The sequence below is a fragment of the Pseudomonas sp. NPDC077649 genome, from assembly GCF_044542855.1.
In the GTDB taxonomy this organism is placed as follows: Bacteria; Pseudomonadota; Gammaproteobacteria; order Pseudomonadales; family Pseudomonadaceae; genus Aquipseudomonas.
This window is the reverse complement of sequence record NZ_JBITVF010000007.1, coordinates 81423-100574: the sequence shown is the minus strand read 5'-3', so window position 1 is coordinate 100574 and position 19152 is coordinate 81423. Positions and strand designations below refer to the sequence as shown.

The window sequence follows — 19152 nt, the reverse complement described above, 5'->3', positions numbered from 1 at the left end:
TGACTTAGCTCGACCGCTCGGTCAGGAATCGAATACCGTCAGGGGAGTTGCGACTCCAATTCACGCCGCCGGGTTCTGCAAGCCCGGCGGGCTTGCATAAGGGGTTTTTGCCGATGGCGCTTGCGCTGATTGTCGCCTTGCCATTTCTTGGACTGTTTCTGCCGGTGCTGGCTGACCGCCTGGGGCGTTCCGCCTGTGCCGTGGCCGCCGCCCTGGCGCCGCTGCTCGCCCTGGTGCTGCTGTTCAGTCAGCAGCCGGCGGTGTTCGCCGGCGAGGTGCTGCGGGTCAAGCTGGAGTGGCTGCCGCAACTGGGGCTGAACCTCAGCCTGCGCCTGGATGGCCTGGGCTTTCTGTTCGCCCTGCTGATCCTTGGCATCGGCCTGCTGGTGATCCTCTACGCCCGCTATTACCTGGCCAAGAGCGAGCCAATGGGGCGCTTCTTCGCCTTCCTGCTGCTGTTCATGGGCGCCATGCTCGGCGTGGTGCTGTCGGAAAACCTGCTGCTGATGCTGGTGTTCTGGGAGCTGACCAGCCTGTCGTCGTTTCTCCTCATCGGTTTCTGGGGTTCGCGCTCGGAGGCGCGCAAGGGTGCGCGCATGGCCCTGGCGATCACCGGCGGCGGCGGTCTGGCGCTGCTCGCCGGCATCCTGCTGATCGGCCATATCGTCGGCAGTTTCGAGCTGTCGCAGGTGCTCGCCGCCGGCTATGCGATCCGCGCCCACGAGCTGTACCCGCTGGCGCTGGTGCTGGTGCTGCTCGGCGTGTTCACCAAGTCGGCGCAGTTCCCCTTTCATTTCTGGCTGCCGCATGCGATGGCGGCGCCGACCCCGGTGTCGGCCTATCTGCACTCGGCGACCATGGTCAAGGCCGGGGTGTTCCTCCTGGCGCGCCTGTATCCGGCGCTGGCCGGCTCCGAGTGGTGGTTCTACCTGGTCAGCCTGACCGGCCTGGCGACCCTGCTGGTGGGTGCCGGCATGGCGCTGTTCCAGCACGACCTCAAGGGCCTGCTGGCCTACTCGACCATCAGCCACCTGGGCCTGATCACCCTGCTGTTCGGCCTCGACTCGCACCTGGCGGCGGTCGCCGCGGTGTTCCACATCATCAACCACGCCACCTTCAAGGCCTCGCTGTTCATGGCCGCGGGGATCATCGACCACGAGACCGGCAGCCGCGACATGCGGCGCATCAACGGCCTGTGGAAGTACATGCCGCATACCGCGGTGCTGGCCATGGTGGCGGCCTCGGCGATGGCCGGGGTGCCCTTGCTCAACGGCTTCCTGAGCAAGGAGATGTTCTTCACCGAGACCCTCCACCAGCACCTGCTGGGCAGCTTCAGCTGGGTGATCCCGGCGGCGGCGACCCTCGCCGGGGTGTTCTCGGTGGCCTATTCGCTGCGCTTCATCCACGACGTGTTCTTCAACGGCGAGCCGATCAACCTGCCCAAGTACCCGCCGCACGAACCGCCGCGCTACATGAAGGTGCCGGTGGAGATCCTGGTGTTCCTCTGCCTGCTGGTGGGCATGCTGCCGGCCTACACCGTGGCGCCGCTGCTGGCCACGGCGGCCTCGGCCACCCTCGGCGGCACGCTGCCGGAGTACAGCCTGGCGATCTGGCACGGAGTCAACCTGCCGTTGATCATGAGCCTGATCGCCACGGTCGGCGGCATCCTCATCTACACCCTGCGTCAGCCGCTGTTCCGCTGGTACGCCGGGATGCCCAGCGTCGACGCCAAGCTGATGTTCGAGCGCGTGGTGGTCAGCCTGTTCGCCGCCGCCACGGCGCTGACCCAGTGGCTGGAGAACGGTTCGCTGCAGCGCTACCTGGCCTGCCTGCTCGGCGCCGGCGTGCTGGTGGTGGTGCTCGGCCTCGGCCCGCTGCCGCAGCTGAGCGGTTCGGTGGCGCTGAGCCCGGTGGACGGCATCACCGCGCTCGGCCTGGGTATCCTCTCCCTGGCCGCGCTGGTCACGGTGATCTTCCACCGCCAGCGCCTGGTCTCGCTGCTGATGCTCAGCGTGGTCGGCCTGATGGTGGCGCTGGCCTTCGCCCGCTACTCGGCGCCGGACCTGGCGCTGACCCAGCTGTCGGTGGAGGTGGTGACCATCATCCTGCTGATGCTGGCGCTGTTCTTCCTGCCGGCGCAGACCCGCGTCGAGTCCAGCAGCCTGCGCGCGTTGCGCGACTTCAGTCTGGCCATCGGCAGCGGGGTGATGATCGCCATGCTCGCCTTCGCCGTGCTCACCCGTCCCTACGACAGCATCGCCAGCTACTTCCTGGCGAACAGCGTGCCCGGCGGCGGCGGTACCAATGTGGTCAACGTCATCCTGGTGGACTTCCGCGGCTTCGACACCCTCGGCGAGATCAGCGTGCTGGCCATCGCCGGCGTCGGCATCTACGCCATGCTCGACGGCCTGCGCCTGTTCCAGCCCAATGCCGACGCCCAGGGGCGCAGCTGGGCGCGCGACCGCCACCCGCTGATCCTCGCCACCCTGTCGCGGGTGCTGCTGCCGATGGCGCTGCTGATTTCGGTGTTCATCTTCCTGCGCGGCCACAACCTGCCCGGCGGCGGCTTCATCGCCGGTCTGGTCACCGCCGTGGCGCTGATCCTGCAGTACGTCGCCAGCGGCGTGCAGTGGACCCAGTCGCGCCTGCCGCTGAACTACCACCGCATGGCCGGCGCCGGGGTGCTGATCGCCGCCGCCACCGGCCTTGGCAGCTGGCTGTTCGGCCGGCCGTTCCTAACCTCGGCCTTCGGCCATTTCCACATTCCCTTGGTGGGGGAGATCGAACTGGCCACCGCCATGCTGTTCGACCTGGGCGTGTACCTGACCGTGGTCGGGGCGACCCTGCTCATCCTCGCCAACCTGGGCAAGCTGACCCAGGAAAAGCCCGGACAGGAGGTACTCTGAGATGGAAGCACTGTTTGCCGTAGCGCTCGGCATCCTCACCGCCAGCGGCGTCTACCTGCTGCTGCGCGCCCGCACCTTTCCGGTGGTGATGGGCCTGACCCTGATTTCCTATGCGGTCAACCTGTTCCTCTTCGCCATGGGCCGCCTGCAGGGCGGCGCCTCCACGGTGATCGGCCAGGGCAGCCACTACGCCGACCCGCTGCCGCAGGCGCTGGTGCTCACCGCCATCGTCATCGGCTTCGCCATGACCGCCTTCGTCGTGGTCCTGGCGCTGCGTAGCGTCGGCGAGCTGAGCACCGACCATGTCGATGGCCGGGAGCCTCATCGATGAACCATGCGTTGATCCTGCCCGTTCTGCTGCCGCTGTTCGTCGGCAGCCTGCTGCTGTTCGCCGCGCGCCTGAGCATGCCGCTCAAGCGCCTGGCCTCGGTGAGCGCCACCGCCTTGCTGGTGCCGGTCAGCCTGTACCTGCTGCTGCAGGCCGACCAGGGCGCCATCCAGTTCTACGCCCTGGGCAACTGGCAGCCGCCGTTCGGCATCATCCTCGTGCTCGACCGCCTCAGCGCGCTGATGCTGCTGGTCACCGCGGTGCTGGCGCTGTTCGCCGTGCTCTACGCCATGCGCGGCGACGACGAGCGCGGGCGCAACTTCCACGCGCTGTTCCAGTTCCAGCTGCTGGGCATCAACGGCGCCTTCCTCACCGGCGACCTGTTCAACCTGTTCGTGTTCTTCGAGATCCTGCTGATCGCCTCCTACTCGCTGCTGCTGCACGGCGGCGGCAAGGACCGGGTACGCGCCGGCCTGCACTACGTGGTGCTCAACCTGGTCGGCTCGGCCTTCTTCCTGATCGCCGTCGGCGTGCTCTACGGCATCACCGGCACCCTCAACATGGTCGACATGGCCGAGCGGGTGGCGGCGGCCGACCACGACCAGGCGGCGCTGATCGGCGCCGCCGGCATGCTGCTGCTGGTGGTGTTCGGCCTCAAGGCGGCCTTCCTGCCGCTGTATTTCTGGCTGCCGAAGGCCTACGCCGCGGCCACGGCGCCGGTGGCGGCGCTGTTCGCGATCATGACCAAGGTCGGCCTGTATTCGATCCTGCGGGTGTACACCCTGATCTTCGGGGACAACGCCGGCGAACTGGCCGACATGGCGCTGCAGTGGCTGTGGCCGCTGGCCCTGCTGACCCTGGGTCTGGGGGTGATCGGCGCCTTCGCCGCCACCAGCCTGCAGGGGCTGCTGGCCTACCTGGTGGTGGTGTCGGTGGGCACCCTGCTGGCCGGCATCGCCCTGGGCACCGCGGAGGCGCTGCAGGCCGCGCTGTTCTACCTGATCCACAGCACCTGGATGGCCGGCGCGCTGTTTTTGATCGCCGACCTGATCGCCCGCCAGCGCGGCGTCAAGGGCGGCCAGCTGGTGCAGGGCGCGGCACTGCAGAACCCGCATCTGCTCGGCGCGCTGTTCTTCGTCGGCGCCATCGCCGTGGCCGGTCTGCCGCCGCTGTCCGGTTTCCTCGGCAAGCTGCTGCTGCTGCAGGCGGTCGGCCCCGGCTGGCAGGGGCTGTTCCTCTGGCCGCTGGTGCTGATCGGCGGCCTGGTCACCCTGGTCAGCCTCAGCCGCGCCGGCAGCACGCTGTTCTGGCGCGTGGGCCTGAGCCAGCTGGACAGTGCCGAACTGGACAAGGGCCGTCTGCTGGCCGCCACCGGCCTGCTGCTGACCGGGCCGCTGCTGGTGGCTCTGGCGCAGCCGGTGCTGACGTACCTCGCCGCCACCGTGGCGCAACTGCACGACCTGGAGAGCTACCGCATGATCCTGCAGAGCGGAGGTGCGTCATGAAGGCGCGCCGCTGGTTGCCCCACCCCCTGCTGAGCCTGTGCCTGCTGTTCGTCTGGTTGCTGCTGGTCAACGATTTCGGCCTCGGCCACTGGCTGCTCGGCGCCTTCCTCGGCTGGCTGATCCCGCTGGTCACCCAGGTGTTCTGGATCAACCCGCCGCGGGTGCGCAAGCCGCTCAAGCTGAGCCTGTTCCTGCTGCGCGTGCTGCTCGACATCGTGGTCGCCAACCTGCAGGTGGCCAAGCTGATCCTCGGCCCGATCAGCCGCCTGCGTCCGGCCTTCGTCGAGGTGCCGCTGCAGCTGAGCGACGAGCTGGCGCTGACCATGCTCGCCAGCATCGTCTCGCTGACCCCCGGCACGGTGTCGGCCGACCTCAGCGACGACAAGCGCATGCTGCTGGTGCACAGCCTCGATGTCGACGACGAACAAGAGCTGGTGCGCAGCATCCAGACCCGTTACGAAGCGCCGCTGCTGGAGGTGTTCGCATGCTCGCCTACGTGATCCCGATCTGCCTGACCATCATGGGCCTGGCCCTGGTGCTGACCCTGGCGCGCCTGATCAAGGGCCCGGACATGCCGGACCGCATCCTCGCCCTGGACACCCTGTACATCAACGCCATCGCCCTGATCGTGCTGTTCGGCATCTGGCTCGGTTCCGACCTCTACTTCGAGGCGGCGCTGCTGATCGCGGTGATGGGCTTTATCGGCACCGTGGCAGTGGCCAAGTACCTGCTGCGCGGCGATATCATCGAATAACGACCTGCTATGGAGACTGCTGCATGGACACCCTGATCGAAGGCCTGGTCGCCCTGTTCCTGCTGCTCGGCAGCCTGTTCGCCCTGGTCGGCGCCATCGGCCTGTACCGCCTGCCGGATTTCTTCATGCGCCTGCACGGGCCGACCAAGGCCACCACCCTGGGCGTCGGCGGCATGGTCATCGCCTCGCTGATCTACTTCGGCAGCCGCGGCAATGGCCTCAGCCTGCACGAACTGCTGATCACCCTGTTCCTCTTCATCACCGCCCCGGTCAGCGCCCATATGCTGGCCAAGGCGGCGCTGCAGCAGAAGCTGCCGCTCAGCGAGCAGACCCGCGGGCGGCCCTGGGAACAGTAGTTGAGCGGGATCCATAGCCGAGCGGCCCGCGCCTCGCGCACGGGCCCAATGCCTGGAACCATTTGCCCGTACGCAGTCACCTCGCGGCCATCGCCGCGGTGCGACCCTGTGCTGCCGGAGGCGTTAAGGCTTTAGCCCGAGCATATCGCGCGCCACCGCTTCGGCCACGCGGATGCCGTCGACCCCGGCGGAAAGAATGCCGCCGGCATAGCCCGCGCCTTCGCCGGCCGGGTACAGGCCCTTGAGATTGAGGCTCTGCAGGTCGTCGCCGCGGGTGATGCGCACCGGCGAGGAGGTGCGCGTCTCGATGCCGGTGAGCACCGCGTCAGCCAGGTCGAAGCCCTTGATCTGCTTGGCGAAGGCCGGCAGCGCCTCGCGGATGGCTTCGATGGCGAAGTCCGGCAGCGACGGCGCCAGGTCGCCCAGCTTGACCCCCGGTTTGTACGAGGGTGTGACCTCGCCCAGGGCGGTCGACGGCTGGCCTTTGATGAAGTCGCCGACCAGTTGCCCCGGCGCCTCGTAGTTGCGCCCGCCGAGCACGTAGGCGTGGGATTCCAGACGCTCCTGCAGTTCGACGCCGGCCAGCGGGCCGCCCGGATAGTCCTGCTCGGGGGTGATGCCGACGACTATGCCGGCGTTGGCGTTGCGCTCGTTGCGCGAATACTGGCTCATGCCGTTGGTGACCACCCGCTCCGGCTCTGAGGTGGCGGCGACCACGGTGCCGCCCGGGCACATGCAGAAGCTGTACACCGAGCGGCCGTTGCTGGCGTGGTGCACCAGCTTGTAGTCGGCGGCGCCGAGCTTGGGATGGCCGGCGTACTTGCCCAGGCGCGCGCGGTCGATCAAGGACTGCGGGTGCTCGATGCGGAAGCCCACCGAGAAGGGCTTGGCCTCCAGGTACACGCCGCGGGCATGCAGCATGCGGAAGGTGTCGCGCGAGCTGTGGCCGAGGGCGAGGATCACGTGGCGGCTGAGGATCTGCTCGCCGCTGTCCAGCACCACGCCGGTGAGCTGGCCGTCTTCCATCAGCAGGTCGCTGACGCGCTGCTGGAAGCGCACCTCGCCGCCCAGGGCCTTGATCTCCTCGCGCATGGTGGCGACCACGCCGGTGAGGCGGAAGGTGCCGATATGCGGCTTGCTGACGTAGAGAATCTCGTCCGGCGCGCCGGCCTTGACGAACTCCTGCAGCACCTTGCGCCCGTGGTGGTGCGGGTCCTTGATCTGGCTGTAGAGCTTGCCGTCGGAGAAGGTGCCGGCGCCGCCCTCGCCGAACTGCACGTTGGACTCGGGGTCGAGCTGGTTCTTGCGCCACAGGCCCCAGGTGTCCTTGGTGCGCTGGCGCACTTCCTTGCCGCGCTCCAGCACTATGGGGCGCAAACCGGCCTGGGCCAGGATCAGCGCGGCGAAGATGCCGCAGGGGCCGAAGCCGACGACGATGGGGCGCTCATCCAGCGGCGCCTTGGCCTGGCCGACCGGCTTGTAGGCGATATCCGGCGCCGCGCCGACCTGCTTGTCGTGCGCCAGGCGGGCGAGCAGGGCGGCTTCGTCCTTCACCTCGCAATCGAGGGTGTAGATGAACGGCATCTCGCCGAATTTCTTACGCGCATCGTAGCTGCGCTTGAATACGCTGAAATCGAGCAGCTCGGCGTCGTCTATGCCCAGGCGCTGGACGATGGCCGGGCGCAGGGCGTCGTCGGCGTGGTCGAGGGGCAGTTTCAGTTCGGTCAGGCGAATCATGGCGAGTATCCCGCAGGGCCGGTGGCGATCCGGCAGAGTGAAAAAGGCCGGCGATTGTACAGGATCGCCGCCCGCAGGTCGTCAACCGGCCTGCGGCAGCGGCCAGGCCAGCAGCACGTCGAGCATGCGGTTGGCGAAGGCCCATTCGTTGTCGTACCAGGCCAGCACCTTGACCAGCTCGTCCTGCACCCGGGTGTGGTTGAGGTCGACCACGCAGGACAGCGGGTAGCCGTTGAAGTCGCTGGACACCAGCGGCAGCGCGTTGCACTCCATCACCCCGGCCGGCAGCGCCGCCGCCCCGGCCTGCAGCGCGGCGTTGATCGCCTCGCGGCTGGCCGGCCGCTCGGCGGTGAAGGTCAGGTCGAGCAGCGATACGTTGGGCGTCGGCACCCGCACCGACAGGCCGTCCAGGCGCCCGGCCAGCTCCGGCAGCACTAGGCCGATGGTCTTGGCCGCGCCGGTGCTGGTGGGAATCATCGACAGCGCCGCGGCGCGGGCGCGGTAGAGGTCCTTGTGCGCCTTGTCCAGCAGGTTCTGGTCGTTGGTGTAGGCGTGCACCGTGTTGATCAGGCCCTGGCGGATGCCCACGGCCTGGTGCAGCACCTTGGCCAGCGGCGCCAGGCAGTTGGTGGTGCAGGAGGCGTTGGAGACGATCTGCTGATTGCCCAGCAGCTCATGGTTGACGCCGTAGACCACGGTCAGGTCGGCGCTTTCCAGCGGGTGCGAGAGCAGCACGCGCTGGGCCCCGGCGGTCAGGTGTTGTTCGACCTGTGCGCGTTTCTTGAACTTGCCCGAGCACTCCAGCACCAGGTCGACGCCAAGGTGGTTCCACGGCAGGTTGAAGGCCTCGCGCTCGCAGAGCAGGTGGATCGACTGGCCGGTCAGGTGCAACTGGTCGCCCTGCAGCTCGACCTCGCCGGGGAAGCGGCCGAAGGTCGAATCGAAGCGGGTCAGGTGGGCGAGGGTGGCGTGGTCGCCGAGATCGTTGATCGCGATCAGGCGGATGCGTTGCTGCAGATCGCGCTGCACCAGGGCGCGCAGCAGGGCGCGGCCGATGCGCCCGTATCCGTTCAGGGCTACTCGTAGCATGGCGGTCTCCTTCCGGCTTTGCTCTGTGCAGCTTAGGAGCCAGTTGGCGAGCCTGCCGCGCAGGACTGTGGCAAAAAATCACCGGGAGTGATGTTTGACGTCGCTTGCGACGGCCCAAAGGGGCACCGCCAGGGACGGCAGGTGACAAAAAACTTCCGGGAGAAGTTTTTGACGTCGCCTGCGAGGGCCCACAGGGTGGCCGCCAGGGATGGCAGGCCACCAAAAATCGCCGGGAGTGATTTTTGACCTCGCTGGCGACGGCCCGCGGGATACCGCCAGGCATCGCCGGCAAGCCGGCGCCTACGCGGCGGGGCTCAGTTGCGCGCGCCGCCGAAGTGGGCGCAGCCGCGCTGCACCTGGCCGTCCAGGCGCAGTTCGGCGCTGAGGTGGCTGACCGCGCCGCTCATGCCGTCGACGCAACGTTGCGGCGCCACCCACAGCTCCAGGCGGCGGCCGTTGGCCTCGCTGCTGAAATTCAGGCGGCCTTCGGGCAGCTGCTCTTCCAGGTAGGGCAGGGCCAGCGGCGGCTGGTCGGGGCGGTTGAGCACCAGGCCCTTGCCGCCGACCTCCACCTGCCAGAACGGCTCGTTGCCGCTGGCACGCAGGGTCAGGCGCTTGAAGTTGAGGTCGTCGCAGCCATGGCCTTCGCCCTGGATGCGGTACAGCTGGCTGACCTCGAAACGACCGTCGCTGCCGTTGCCCTGGCTGCCGCCCAGCCGGCCGGCGAGGTCGGCGAACAGCGCAGCCTGGCCGTCGGCCAGCAATTCGGCGGCTGCGCGGGTGACGCCGGTATTGCCCGTGTCGACCAGGGCGAAGCGGCGCTGCTCCTGGCAGGGGGTGAAGAACAGCTGGCCGCCCTGAGCCTGCAACTGGCCCTGCAGGCGCGTGGCCGGCGGCGGGCCTTCGGGTTTGCCGGTGTAGACCTGGCAGGCGGTGAGCAGGGGCAGCAGGGCGAAGCTGGCGAGCAGGGTGCGGGTGATCGACATGAAGGCCTCCGAACGGAAGCCGCCACCTTAGCCACAGGCGTGCGCCGGCTCAAGCCGTTTGCTTTTGACGGCGCGCGCGGGCTGCGGCCTAATGCGCCGGATCAGCCGTTGCCCCGAGTTCGTTCTGCCATGTCCAGCCCCGCCATGCGCCCCAGTACCCTGCACCTGCCTGAGGGCGAGTGGGCGACGGTGCTCGACTGTCTGTGCGATCACTTTCCCGCCATCGACCGCGCCACCTGGCTGCAGCGCATGGCCCGCGGCCGCGTGCTGGATGCGGCAGGTGCGCCGCTGGGCCCGCAGCATCCCTATCGGGTCGGGCTCAAGGTGCGCTACTTCCGCGAGGTGGCGCAGGAGACGCCGATTCCCTTCGAGGCGCGCGTGCTGTGGCAGGACGCACAGCTGCTGGTGGCGGACAAGCCGCATTTCCTGCCGGTGATGCCGGCCGGCGAGTACGTCGAGCAGACCCTGCTGGCGCGGCTGGTCAGGCTGACCGGCAATGCCGAGCTGGTGCCGATCCATCGCATCGACCGCCTCACCGCCGGGCTGGTGCTGTTCTCGGTCGAGCCGAGCAGCCGCGGCCGCTACCAGGCGCTGTTTCGCCAGCGTGCGGTGGAAAAGCGCTACGAGGCCATAGCCCCGGCCTTGCCGCAGCTGCAGTTTCCCCATGTGCATCGCTCGCGCATGATCGAGGGCGAGCCGTTCTTTCGCATGCAGGAAGTGGCGGGCGAGGCCAACAGCGAGACGCGTATCGAGGTGCTGGAGCGCCGCGGCGCGCTGTGGCGCTACGGCCTGTCGCCGGTGACCGGGCGCAAGCACCAGCTGCGCGTGCACCTGGCCGGGCTCGGCGCGCCCATCGTCGGCGACGATTTCTACCCCGAGCTGCACGACAGCCGCGGCCAGCCGGACGACTACGCCAAGCCGCTCAAGCTGCTGGCACGCGGCCTGCGCTTCGTCGACCCGCTCAGCGGGCAAGTACGTGAATTCGAGAGCCAATTGCAGTTGCAGTGGTAGCCCTGGTGCGCAGGGCGCACCCTACGGAACGGTGTAGTCGTAGGGTGCGCCGTGCGCACCAGAAGCATCATAAAAAAAGCCCGCACAAGGCGGGCTAAGCGTGGCTCTTGCACCAGAGCTTGAATAAGGGCTCGGCGAGAAACATCACCAGAAACAGCCGCAGCACCTGCAGGGCGGTGACCAGCGCCACCGCCAGCTGCAGCGCCTCGGCGGTCAGGCACAGTTCGGTGATGCCGCCGGGCATCATGCCCAGCATCAGCGACAGGCGATCCTCGCCGGCCAGCCAGCCCAGCGCTTCGCCGAGCAGAGCGGCGGCGAGCATGGCCAGCAGGGTGAACAGCAGTACACGGGCGAGAAAGCCCGGCGCGCTGCGAAAGAAGGCGCGGTCGAAGTGACAGCCCAGGGCGCAGCCGATCAGCCACTGGCCGAACTGACCGAAGCCCGGCGGCAGTCCCAGGTGCAGATCGAAGCTGGCGCTGGCCACGGCGCAGGCGGTCAGCGGGCCGAGCATCCAGGGGTTGGGCTGTTTCAGCCGCGTCCACAGCAGCGCCAGCACCGCGCCGGCGGCCAGCAGGACGAGTAGCCAGGCCCAGTCCACCTGTGCCGCCGGCGGGGCGTCGACGGCCGGCAGGCTCCAGGTGAACAGCGCCGGAATCAGCAGCACTACCAGCAGCAGGCGCAGGCTGTGGGCGGCGGCCACGCGCGCCGGCTGGGCGTCGTGGCGCAGCGCCAGGTTGACCATCTCGCTGGCGCCGCCGGGCATGCTGGCGAAGAACGCGGTGGCGCGGTCGACGCCGCCGCGGCGCAGGATGGCGATGCCGATCAGGCTCAGCAGCAGGGTGACGCAGGCGCCGCCGACTATGATCGGCAGGTGGCTGACGACCTGCGCCAGCACCTCGCTGGTGAAGTGCAGGCCGATGCCGCTGGCCACCAGCCACTGGCCGACCTTGCGCCCGCCGGGCAGTTCGCTGAAGGCGCGGTTGCTGATGCAGCGCAGGGCGATCACCGCCAGCAAGGATCCGACCATCCACGGCAAAGGCCAGCCGGCGAGGCTGGCCAGGTAGCCGCCGGCCGCACCGGCCAGCGGCGTCACCCACAGATCAGGCGGTAGCCGCATCGGCTTGCGCCTTGACCTGCTTGCGCCGGCGCAGCCAGCGGATGCCCGGCAGGGCCAGCATCAGCACCACCAGCGCCCAGAGCACCAGGGTGATCGGGCTGCCCCAGAGGATGCCCAGGTCGCCGGCGGAGATCGACAGCGCGCGGCGCAGGTTGTCTTCCATCAGCTCGCCGAGGACGAAGCCGAGGATCAGCGCCGACAGGGGGAAGTCCAGCTTGCGCAGGATGTAGCCGAACACGCCGAGCACGATCATCAGCACCAGGTCGAAGGTGGTGCTGTGCACCGCGTAGACGCCGACCATGCTGACCACGGTGATCGCCGGCACCAGCACCCAGTTCGGCACGCTGAGCATGCGCGAGAACAGGCCGACCATCGGGATGTTCATCACCAGCAGGATGACGTTGCCGATGAACAGCGAGGCGATCAGGCCCCAGACCACGTCCGGCTGCTGCTCGAACAGCAGCGGGCCGGGGGTGATGTTGTACAGGGTCAGCGCGCCGATCATCACCGCGGTGGTGCCCGAGCCCGGCACGCCGAGGGTCAGCATGGGGATCAGGGAGCCGCAGGCCGAGGCGTTGTTGGCCGCTTCCGGGGCGGCCAGGCCGCGCAGGTCGCCGTCGCCGAAACGGCCCTTGCTGCCGGCCAGGCGCTTCTCGGTCATGTAGGTCATGGCGCTGGCGATGGTCGCCCCGGCGCCGGGCAAGGTGCCGATGACGAAGCCGGCCAGGGCGCTGCGGATCATGGTCCAGAAGCTCAGGCAGAACTCCTTGAAGTTGAACAGCAGACGACCGCTGGCCTTGACCGCCTTCTGCCCGCCATGGGTCTTCTCCAGCATCAGCAGGATCTCGCTGACGCTGAAGAAGCCGATCACCACGATGACGAACTGGATGCCGTCGGACAGGCTGACGCTGTCGAAGGTGAAGCGGTACACGCCGGTGGTCGAGTCCACCCCGACCGTGGCCAGGGCCAGGCCGATCAGCGCCGCCATCAGGGTCTTGACCGGTTTGTCGCCGACCATGCCGCCGAGGCAGGCGATGGCGAAGATCATCAGCACGAAGTACTCGGCCGGACCGAAGGCCACCGCCCATTTCGCCAGCAGCGGGGCGAACAGCACCACGCCGCAGGTGGCGATGATGCTGCCGATGAAGGAGCTGACCGCCGACAGCGACAGGGCGATGCCGGCCTTGCCCTGACGCGCCAGCGGGTAGCCGTCGAGGGTGGTCATGATCGCCGCGGCGTCGCCCGGCACGTTGAGCAGGATGGCGGAGATGCGTCCGCCGTACTCGCAGCCCAGGTAGACGGCGGCGAGCAGGATCAGCGCGGTTTCCGGCGGCAGGCCGAGGGCGAAGGCCAGCGGCAGCAGCAACGCCACGCCGTTGATCGGGCCGAGACCGGGCAGCAGGCCGACAACGGTGCCGACGAAGGCGCCGAACAGCGCCACCAGCAGGTTGGTCGGGCGGGTGGCGACGTCGAAGCCCTGCATGAGGAAGTTAAGGGTTTCCATTTCAGCTCTCCACGAAGGCTTCAAGCAGGCCGAGCGGCAGGGGCACGTCCAGCAGCAGATCGAACAACACGTACAGCAGCACGCCCATCAGCACTGCGCTGACGGCGCAGGGCAGGGGGCGGCCGGTGAACAGCAGGCCGAGGGCGAAGGTGGCCAGGGCGGTGCTGAGCACGAAGCCGAGCGACTCGAAGGTCAGCGCATAGGCCAGCAGCACCAGCACGCACAGGGCGCTGCGCGCCGCGGCGGAAAGGTTCAGGCGTTGCTCGAGCATGCCCGGCTTGTACACCAGCCACAGGCTGCCGACGCCCATCAGGGCCAGCAGCAGCAGCGGGTAGGCGCGCGGGCCGACCGGGTCGTAGGCGAAGGGGGCCTGGAAACCCCAGGCGAGGACGGCGAGCCAGGCGCACAGCAGCAGCCAGATCGCGGAGAACAGACGAACGTACATGGTGGGTTACCTCGGGAGCGCCCCGGCCTGGGGAGCGGACGGGCCGGGGGCGGGTTGTGCAGGCGGATTACTGAACCAGGCCGAACTCGCCGGCCAGCGCCTTGTACTCCTGCACCTGCTTGAGCACGAAGGCGTTGAGCTCGTCGCCGGTCAGCGCCAGCGGGAACAGGTCGCGCTGCTCGCGCAGGGTGGCGAAGTCGTCGCGGGCGAGCATCTGCTCGAACTGGCCCTGCCACCAGGCAAACTGCTCGTCGCTGACCTGCGGGCCCATGTAGAAGCCGCGGATCACCGGCCAGCTGATGTCGAAGCCCTGCTCCTTGGCGGTGGGGATGTCGCCCAGCTTGCCCGGCAGACGCTCGTCGGACAGCACGGCGAGGATGCGCACCTTGCCGGCGGCCAGCTGCGGGGTGACTTCGCCGAGGCCGCTGGAGGTGACCTGGACGTGGCCGCCGAGCATGGCGGTGAGGGTTTCGCCGCCGCCCTCGAAGGCCACGTAGCGCAGGGTCTGCGGATCGATGCCGGCGGCGCGGGCGATCAGCGCGGTCTGCATCCAGTCCTGGCCGCCGATGGTGGCACCGGCACCGAACACCACGCTGGTCGGATCTTTCTTCAGCGCCGCGACCAGGTCGCCGAGGTTCTGCCAGGGCGAGTCGGCGCGCACGGTGATGGCGCCGTAGTCGGTGCCGATGGCGGCCAGCCAGCGCACGGCGTTCTCGTCGTAGCGGCCGAACTTGCCCTGGGCCAGGTTGAGCAGGGAGCCTGAGGAGAAGGCGGTGATGGTGCCCGGGTCCTTGGCGCGCTGGGCGACCACGGCGTTGTAGGCCACCGCGCCGACGCCGCCGGGCATGTAGGTGACGCGCATCGGCGCCTTGAGCAGGCCGCTGTCTTTCAGGCCGCTCTGGGCCAGCTTGCAGGTCAGGTCGAAACCGCCGCCGGGCTTGGCCGGGGCGATGCATTCGGGGCGCTTGGGCTCGGCGGCCAGCAGCTGGCCGGCGAAGGCCAGGCAGGAAACCGTCAGGGCGGCACGGGTCAGGGCAGATTTCATGATGGGTTCTCCTCGCGAATCTTATTGTGGGTTACCAGATCGGCAGGGTGTAGCCGACGATGACACGGTTCTCGTCCGCATCGCGGGCGAAATCGGAGCGGAAGCTGGCGTTGCGCAGGCGCAGGTAGAGGTCCTTGAGCGGGCCGCTCTGCACTACGTACTTGAACTCGATGTCGCGTTCCCATTCGCCGCCGGTGTCGTCCGAGCCGGCGATCTGCGCGTCGCTGCCTTTGATATAGCGGGTCATGAAACTCAGCCCGGGCAGGCCGAGGTTGGTGAAGCTGAAGTCGTAACGGGCCTGCCAGGAGCGCTCGTCGGCGTTGGCGAAGTCGTTGATCTGCACGAAGTTGACCAGGTAGGGGTCGCTGCCGTCGATATAGGCATAGCCGGTGTCGCCGCTCATGTCCTGGAAACCCAGGCCGAACTTGTGGCTGCCGATGCCGTAGCTGAGCATGGCGTTGAAGGCGCGGTTGTTGACCTTGCCGGCGTTGGCCGCACCGGTGTCGTCGCTGAGCATCAGGCGTACGTCGCTGCTCAGGGTGCCGGCGCCGAGCGGGTGTTTGCTCAACAGGCCGACGAAGTGCTGGCGGTAGATGTCGTCCAGCTCGGCGTAGAAGTAGCGGCCGCTGAAACCCTGGCCGAAGTCGTAGTCGAAGCCGAGCAGATCCAGGTGATCGGCAGCGATGCCGGCGGCGAAGCGGCGGTTCTTGCTGTTGAGCAGCAGGTCTTCGGAGTTGGTCGAGGCGCGGTCGATCACCTTGTCCAGGCGGCCACCGGTGAAGGTCAGGCCGTCCAGCTCGGAGGAGGTCAGCAGACCACCCTCGAACACCTGCGGCAGCAGGCGGCTGTCGCTGGCCTTGACCACCGGCAGCTCGGGCACATGCGAGCCGTAGCGCAGCTCGGTGGCGGAGACCTTGACCTTGGCGGTCAGGCTCAGGCGGCTGAACTCGTCCGGGGTGCCGCCGTCGTCCTGCACCGGCAGCAGGTCGGTGCCGGTGCGGCCGCCGCCGGAGTCGAGCTTGACGCCGAGCAGGCCCATGGCGTCGACGCCGAAGCCGACGCTGCCGTCGGTGTAGCCGGACTGCACGTCGAGCCAGAAACCCTGGCCCCATTCCTCGCGCTTGTTCTGCCCGGTGCCTTCACGGAAATCGCGGTTGAGGTAGATGTTGGTGGCGGTCAGGCTGGCCGTGCTGTCGTCGATAAAGGCGGCGTTGGCGAGAGGGGCGGCGCCGGCAGCGGCGATGGCCAGGCAGAGCAGGCGGACAGGTGGCAGGGCCTGACGTGAGGCTGCGTGCATCTTGTGGTCTCCATTCTTGTTTTTGTCGCGACCTCGCACCACTGCAGGGTCGCTCGAGCAGGTGGATCGAGCCACCATGAGGCGATGCTAGAGAGGCAAGCTTTCGCCAGGCTTTCAGCACTGAAAAAAACGCCTGGAGCGTTTTTTGACGTCGCCTGCGACGGTCCGCAGGCGGGCCTCCTGCTGGCATCTCGGCAATTCACAGCAGCCGCAACGGCGCTACACTGCGCGCCTCGAACGATGCTGCAGGCGGAGGTGGCGGTGCGGATTCTGCTGGTCGAAGACCATCCGCAGTTGGCGGAAAGCGTGGCCCAGGCGCTCAAGGGCGCCGGCTGGACGGTGGACGTGCTGCACGACGGGGTGGCCGCCGACCTGGCCTTGTCCAGCGAGGACTACGCCCTGGCGATTCTCGATATCGGCCTGCCCCGGCTCGACGGCTTCGCCGTGCTGGCGCGCCTGCGCGACCGCGGCCAGACCCTGCCGGTGCTGATGCTCACCGCGCGCGGCGAGGTCAAGGACCGGGTGCACGGCCTCAACCTGGGCGCCGACGACTACCTGGCCAAGCCCTTCGAGCTGTCCGAGTTGGAGGCACGGGTCAAGGCCCTGCTGCGCCGTAGCGTGCTCGGCGGCGAACAGCTGCAGCGCTGCGGCACGCTGGTCTACGACCTCGGCGCGCGGCGCTTCAGCCTGGACGGCGAGGCGCTGAGCCTGACCGCTCGCGAGCAGGCGGTGCTGGAGGCGATGATCGCCCGCCCCGGACGGGTGATGAGCAAGGAACAGCTGGCCGCTCAGGTGTTCGGCCTGGACGAGGAGGCCAGCGCCGACGCCATCGAGATCTACGTCCACCGCCTGCGCAAGAAGCTCGAAGGGCGTGCGGTGCGCATCGTCACCTTCCGTGGCCTCGGCTACCTGCTGGAGGCGATCGAGGCATGAGCCGCGGCGCCAGCCTGCGCGGCCGCCTGCTGCGGCGCCTGGCGCTGCTGCTGGCGCTGATCCTGCTACTGAGCAGCCTGAGCGCCTACTGGAGCGCCCGGCGCGCCGCCGACACCGCCTACGACCGCACCCTGCTGGCCTCGGCGCGGGCGGTGGCCGACGGCCTGTACGCCGAGGATGGCAGGCTCAGGGCCAATATCCCCTACGTGGCGTTGGACACCTTCGCCTACGACAGCGCCGGGCGTATCTACTACCAGGTGCTCGGTCATCGCGGTGAGCAGGTCTCCGGCTACGAGGACCTGCCGCCGGCGCCGCCCGGCACCCGGCGCACCGACGACTACCCGGCGCTGGCGCATTTCTACGACGCCGAGTACCGCGGCCAGGGTGTGCGCGTGGTCAGCCTGCTGCAGCCGGTCAGCGAGCCGCAGCTCAACGGTATGGCGGAAATTCGCGTGGCCGAGACCCAGGGCGCGCGCGAGCGCATGGCCCGCGAACTGCTGGTCGGCACCCTGTGGCGCATGGGCCTGCTATCGGTCAGCGCGCTGCTGTTGGTGTGGCTGGCGGTGAGCCTGGCCCTGCGCCCGCTGGAGACCCTGCGCCGGGTGGTAGCCGAACGCGCCAGCGACGACCTGCAGCCGCTGCCCGATGCCGGCTTGCCGCGCGAGGTGCTGCCGCTGGTGGAGGCGCTCAACCAGTTCAACGAGCGCCTGCGCGGGCTGTTCGAGCGCCAGTCGCAGTTTATCGCCGACGCCGCCCACGAGCTGCGCACGCCGCTGGCGGCGCTCAAGGCGCGCATCGCCCTGGGCCTGCGCGCCGAGCAACCGCAGGCGTGGCGCGACACCCTGGAGCAGGTGGCGCAGCAGGGCGATCGCCTGACCCAGCTGGCTAACCAGCTGCTGTCGCTGGCGCGTATCGAAAGCGGCGCGCGGGCCATCGCCGAGGGTGGCGCGCAGCGCATCGACCTCAGCCAGCTGGCGCGCGAGCTGGGCCTGGCGATGGCGCCGCTGGCCCATGCCCGCGGCGTCGCCCTGGCCCTGGAGGCCGAGCAGCCGGTGTGGATCGACGGCGAGCCGACCCTGCTCAACGAGCTGCTCAACAACCTGATCGACAATGCCCTGGCGCACACCCCGGCCGGCGGCAACCTGATCCTGCGGGTGCTGGCCCCGGCGCTGCTGGAGGTGGAGGACGACGGCCCGGGGATTCCCGAGGACGAGCATCAGAAGGTCTTCGAGCGCTTCTACCGGCGCGGCGCGCAGAGCAGCGGCGCCGGCCTGGGGCTGGCCATAGTCGGTGAGATCTGCCGCGCGCACCAGGCGCAGATCAGCCTGCACCAGGTGCAGCCGCATGGGTTGCGGGTGCGGGTGGAGTTCCCGTTAGGGGGTGAGGCTTAACGGCTGCTGGATCTCCAGCAGGTACTGCGCGACCTTGCCGCTGTCGCGCAGCTGCGCCAGGCCGCGGTTGAAGCGCGCGATGCGCTCGGCGTTGCCGGGCACCTCGCGCGACAGCAGCAGGTGCAGGCTGTCGCTGCGCAGCGGTATGGGGTGGAAGCTCAGGCGGGCGCGGTCGGCGGCGCTGAAGTGCTGGTAGAGCATGTCGAAGCCGACCACCTTGTCCATCGGAAACAGCTCGACGCGGCCGGCCAGCAGCTGGCGAAAACCCTGTTCGTCGCTGGTCATGCGGGTCACCTGCAGTTCGCCCGCCGCCTCCGCCTGCTGGAAGGCCGCGCCGTAGTCGTAGCCGCGCGTGCCGGCGATGCGCAGGCCGCGCAGGTCGTCGATCGCGTTCCAGTCGAAGGTGCGGCTCTTGCGGTGAAACAGGTAGTAGCCGCTTTCCACCACCGGGTCGCTGATATGGAAGCGCTGCGCGCGCTCGGCGCTGTACAGCCACACCGCGCTGCCGTCGCGCTGGCCCTGTTCGGCCAGTTTCAGCGAGCGTGCCCAGGGGTGGAATTCCCACTGCACCTCGATGCCTTGCAGGGCGAAGGCCTCGGCGACGATGCGCGAGGCCACGCCGTGATGCGGCAGGCGCTCGCCCAGGTAGGGCGGCCACTCGCCGTTGGTCAGGCGCAGCGGCTCGGCAGCCTGCAGGCTACCCAGCAGTAGGGTGCAGAGGAGAAGGACGAGGCGCATGCGTGACGGC

The 19152-nt window shown here is 68.7% G+C and carries 18 protein-coding genes; 9 read left to right on the top strand and 9 right to left on the bottom strand.

Features of this window, described 5'->3' with window-relative positions:
• Positions 1-113 precede the first annotated feature (113 nt).
• Genes ACIGFL_RS19575 through ACIGFL_RS19550 form a run of 6 tightly spaced genes read left to right on the top strand, consistent with a single transcriptional unit; the run spans position 114 to position 5849 of the window.
• Positions 114-2906: a monovalent cation/H+ antiporter subunit A gene (locus ACIGFL_RS19575; protein ID WP_397498262.1), complete on the top strand. Its 2793-nt coding sequence runs from the start codon at positions 114-116 to the stop codon at positions 2904-2906.
• A gap of 1 nt (position 2907) precedes the next feature.
• Positions 2908-3237 (top strand): Na+/H+ antiporter subunit C, encoded by a 330-nt coding sequence (locus ACIGFL_RS19570; RefSeq protein ID WP_021442610.1) that lies wholly within the window; start codon positions 2908-2910, stop codon positions 3235-3237.
• Complete coding sequence (locus tag ACIGFL_RS19565) at positions 3234-4739, top strand: monovalent cation/H+ antiporter subunit D (protein WP_021442609.1); 1506 nt, start codon at positions 3234-3236, stop codon at positions 4737-4739. Before ACIGFL_RS19570 ends, ACIGFL_RS19565 begins: the two co-directional genes overlap by 4 nt.
• The gene (locus ACIGFL_RS19560; RefSeq protein ID WP_021442608.1) at positions 4736-5239 is read left to right on the top strand and encodes a Na+/H+ antiporter subunit E; all 504 of its coding nucleotides are present in this window, start codon (positions 4736-4738) and stop codon (positions 5237-5239) included. Before ACIGFL_RS19565 ends, ACIGFL_RS19560 begins: the two co-directional genes overlap by 4 nt.
• Positions 5224-5493, top strand: coding sequence for a K+/H+ antiporter subunit F (locus tag ACIGFL_RS19555; protein ID WP_021442607.1), 270 nt, complete (start codon positions 5224-5226; stop codon positions 5491-5493). Before ACIGFL_RS19560 ends, ACIGFL_RS19555 begins: the two co-directional genes overlap by 16 nt.
• Before the next feature lie 23 nt (positions 5494-5516).
• A complete protein-coding gene (locus tag ACIGFL_RS19550; RefSeq protein ID WP_021442606.1) occupies positions 5517-5849 on the top strand; it encodes a Na+/H+ antiporter subunit G in 333 nt (110 codons plus the stop codon).
• A gap of 123 nt (positions 5850-5972) precedes the next feature.
• Here the strand turns inward: ACIGFL_RS19550 and ACIGFL_RS19545 are convergent, their stop codons facing one another.
• From ACIGFL_RS19545 to ACIGFL_RS19535, 3 genes are all read right to left on the bottom strand, one after another.
• Entirely contained in the window at positions 5973-7586 is a 1614-nt protein-coding gene (locus tag ACIGFL_RS19545; protein ID WP_397498261.1) for an NAD(P)/FAD-dependent oxidoreductase, read from the bottom strand.
• Positions 7587-7667: 81 nt separating this feature from the next.
• On the bottom strand, positions 7668-8675 hold the full coding sequence (gene gap / locus ACIGFL_RS19540; protein WP_397498260.1) for a type I glyceraldehyde-3-phosphate dehydrogenase: 1008 nt from the start codon (positions 8673-8675) through the stop codon (positions 7668-7670).
• Between the two features lie 314 nt (positions 8676-8989).
• Entirely contained in the window at positions 8990-9661 is a 672-nt protein-coding gene (locus ACIGFL_RS19535; protein ID WP_397498259.1) for a COG3650 family protein, read from the bottom strand.
• A gap of 129 nt (positions 9662-9790) precedes the next feature.
• On the opposite strand from ACIGFL_RS19535, the gene ACIGFL_RS19530 reads away from it, so the two are divergent.
• Positions 9791-10672, top strand: coding sequence for a pseudouridine synthase (locus tag ACIGFL_RS19530; RefSeq protein WP_397498258.1), 882 nt, complete (start codon positions 9791-9793; stop codon positions 10670-10672).
• 94 nt (positions 10673-10766) lie between these two features.
• Here the strand turns inward: ACIGFL_RS19530 and ACIGFL_RS19525 are convergent, their stop codons facing one another.
• The 5 genes from ACIGFL_RS19525 to ACIGFL_RS19505 all read right to left on the bottom strand — a co-directional run bounded on the left by ACIGFL_RS19525 (position 10767) and on the right by ACIGFL_RS19505 (position 16080).
• The gene (locus ACIGFL_RS19525) at positions 10767-11789 is read right to left on the bottom strand and encodes an AbrB family transcriptional regulator (protein WP_397498257.1); all 1023 of its coding nucleotides are present in this window, start codon (positions 11787-11789) and stop codon (positions 10767-10769) included.
• Positions 11773-13293: a tripartite tricarboxylate transporter permease gene (locus ACIGFL_RS19520; protein WP_021443497.1), complete on the bottom strand. Its 1521-nt coding sequence runs from the start codon at positions 13291-13293 to the stop codon at positions 11773-11775. The genes ACIGFL_RS19525 and ACIGFL_RS19520 overlap by 17 nt, the downstream gene beginning before the upstream one ends.
• A gap of 1 nt (position 13294) precedes the next feature.
• The gene (locus ACIGFL_RS19515; protein ID WP_021443498.1) at positions 13295-13738 is read right to left on the bottom strand and encodes a tripartite tricarboxylate transporter TctB family protein; all 444 of its coding nucleotides are present in this window, start codon (positions 13736-13738) and stop codon (positions 13295-13297) included.
• Between the two features lie 67 nt (positions 13739-13805).
• Entirely contained in the window at positions 13806-14783 is a 978-nt protein-coding gene (locus ACIGFL_RS19510; RefSeq protein WP_021443499.1) for a tripartite tricarboxylate transporter substrate binding protein, read from the bottom strand.
• A gap of 31 nt (positions 14784-14814) precedes the next feature.
• On the bottom strand, positions 14815-16080 hold the full coding sequence (locus ACIGFL_RS19505; protein WP_397498256.1) for an OprD family porin: 1266 nt from the start codon (positions 16078-16080) through the stop codon (positions 14815-14817).
• Between the two features lie 261 nt (positions 16081-16341).
• Here ACIGFL_RS19505 and ACIGFL_RS19500 point away from each other — a divergent pair, with 261 nt between their 5' ends.
• Positions 16342-17013, top strand: coding sequence for a response regulator (locus tag ACIGFL_RS19500; RefSeq protein ID WP_397498255.1), 672 nt, complete (start codon positions 16342-16344; stop codon positions 17011-17013).
• Positions 17010-18404, top strand: a complete 1395-nt coding sequence (locus tag ACIGFL_RS19495; RefSeq protein WP_397498254.1) for a sensor histidine kinase — start codon at positions 17010-17012, stop codon at positions 18402-18404. Before ACIGFL_RS19500 ends, ACIGFL_RS19495 begins: the two co-directional genes overlap by 4 nt.
• Here ACIGFL_RS19495 and ACIGFL_RS19490 read toward each other — a convergent pair.
• Complete coding sequence (locus ACIGFL_RS19490) at positions 18387-19142, bottom strand: substrate-binding periplasmic protein (RefSeq protein ID WP_397498253.1); 756 nt, start codon at positions 19140-19142, stop codon at positions 18387-18389. The genes ACIGFL_RS19495 and ACIGFL_RS19490 overlap by 18 nt on opposite strands.
• Positions 19143-19152: the final 10 nt, after the last annotated feature.

Coding starts and splice junctions, on each gene's coding strand:
- ACIGFL_RS19515 (WP_021443498.1), bottom strand. CDS start 13,738: ATGTACGTTCGTCTGTTCTCCGCGATCTGGCTGCTGCTGTGCGCCTGG.
- ACIGFL_RS19560 (WP_021442608.1), top strand. CDS start 4,736: ATGAAGGCGCGCCGCTGGTTGCCCCACCCCCTGCTGAGCCTGTGCCTG.
- ACIGFL_RS19525 (WP_397498257.1), bottom strand. CDS start 11,789: ATGCGGCTACCGCCTGATCTGTGGGTGACGCCGCTGGCCGGTGCGGCC.
- ACIGFL_RS19550 (WP_021442606.1), top strand. CDS start 5,517: ATGGACACCCTGATCGAAGGCCTGGTCGCCCTGTTCCTGCTGCTCGGC.
- ACIGFL_RS19570 (WP_021442610.1), top strand. CDS start 2,908: ATGGAAGCACTGTTTGCCGTAGCGCTCGGCATCCTCACCGCCAGCGGC.
- ACIGFL_RS19545 (WP_397498261.1), bottom strand. CDS start 7,586: ATGATTCGCCTGACCGAACTGAAACTGCCCCTCGACCACGCCGACGAC.
- ACIGFL_RS19555 (WP_021442607.1), top strand. CDS start 5,224: ATGCTCGCCTACGTGATCCCGATCTGCCTGACCATCATGGGCCTGGCC.
- ACIGFL_RS19505 (WP_397498256.1), bottom strand. CDS start 16,080: ATGCACGCAGCCTCACGTCAGGCCCTGCCACCTGTCCGCCTGCTCTGC.
- ACIGFL_RS19565 (WP_021442609.1), top strand. CDS start 3,234: ATGAACCATGCGTTGATCCTGCCCGTTCTGCTGCCGCTGTTCGTCGGC.
- ACIGFL_RS19530 (WP_397498258.1), top strand. CDS start 9,791: ATGTCCAGCCCCGCCATGCGCCCCAGTACCCTGCACCTGCCTGAGGGC.
- ACIGFL_RS19495 (WP_397498254.1), top strand. CDS start 17,010: ATGAGCCGCGGCGCCAGCCTGCGCGGCCGCCTGCTGCGGCGCCTGGCG.
- ACIGFL_RS19575 (WP_397498262.1), top strand. CDS start 114: ATGGCGCTTGCGCTGATTGTCGCCTTGCCATTTCTTGGACTGTTTCTG.
- ACIGFL_RS19510 (WP_021443499.1), bottom strand. CDS start 14,783: ATGAAATCTGCCCTGACCCGTGCCGCCCTGACGGTTTCCTGCCTGGCC.
- ACIGFL_RS19520 (WP_021443497.1), bottom strand. CDS start 13,293: ATGGAAACCCTTAACTTCCTCATGCAGGGCTTCGACGTCGCCACCCGC.
- ACIGFL_RS19490 (WP_397498253.1), bottom strand. CDS start 19,142: ATGCGCCTCGTCCTTCTCCTCTGCACCCTACTGCTGGGTAGCCTGCAG.
- ACIGFL_RS19535 (WP_397498259.1), bottom strand. CDS start 9,661: ATGTCGATCACCCGCACCCTGCTCGCCAGCTTCGCCCTGCTGCCCCTG.
- gap (WP_397498260.1), bottom strand. CDS start 8,675: ATGCTACGAGTAGCCCTGAACGGATACGGGCGCATCGGCCGCGCCCTG.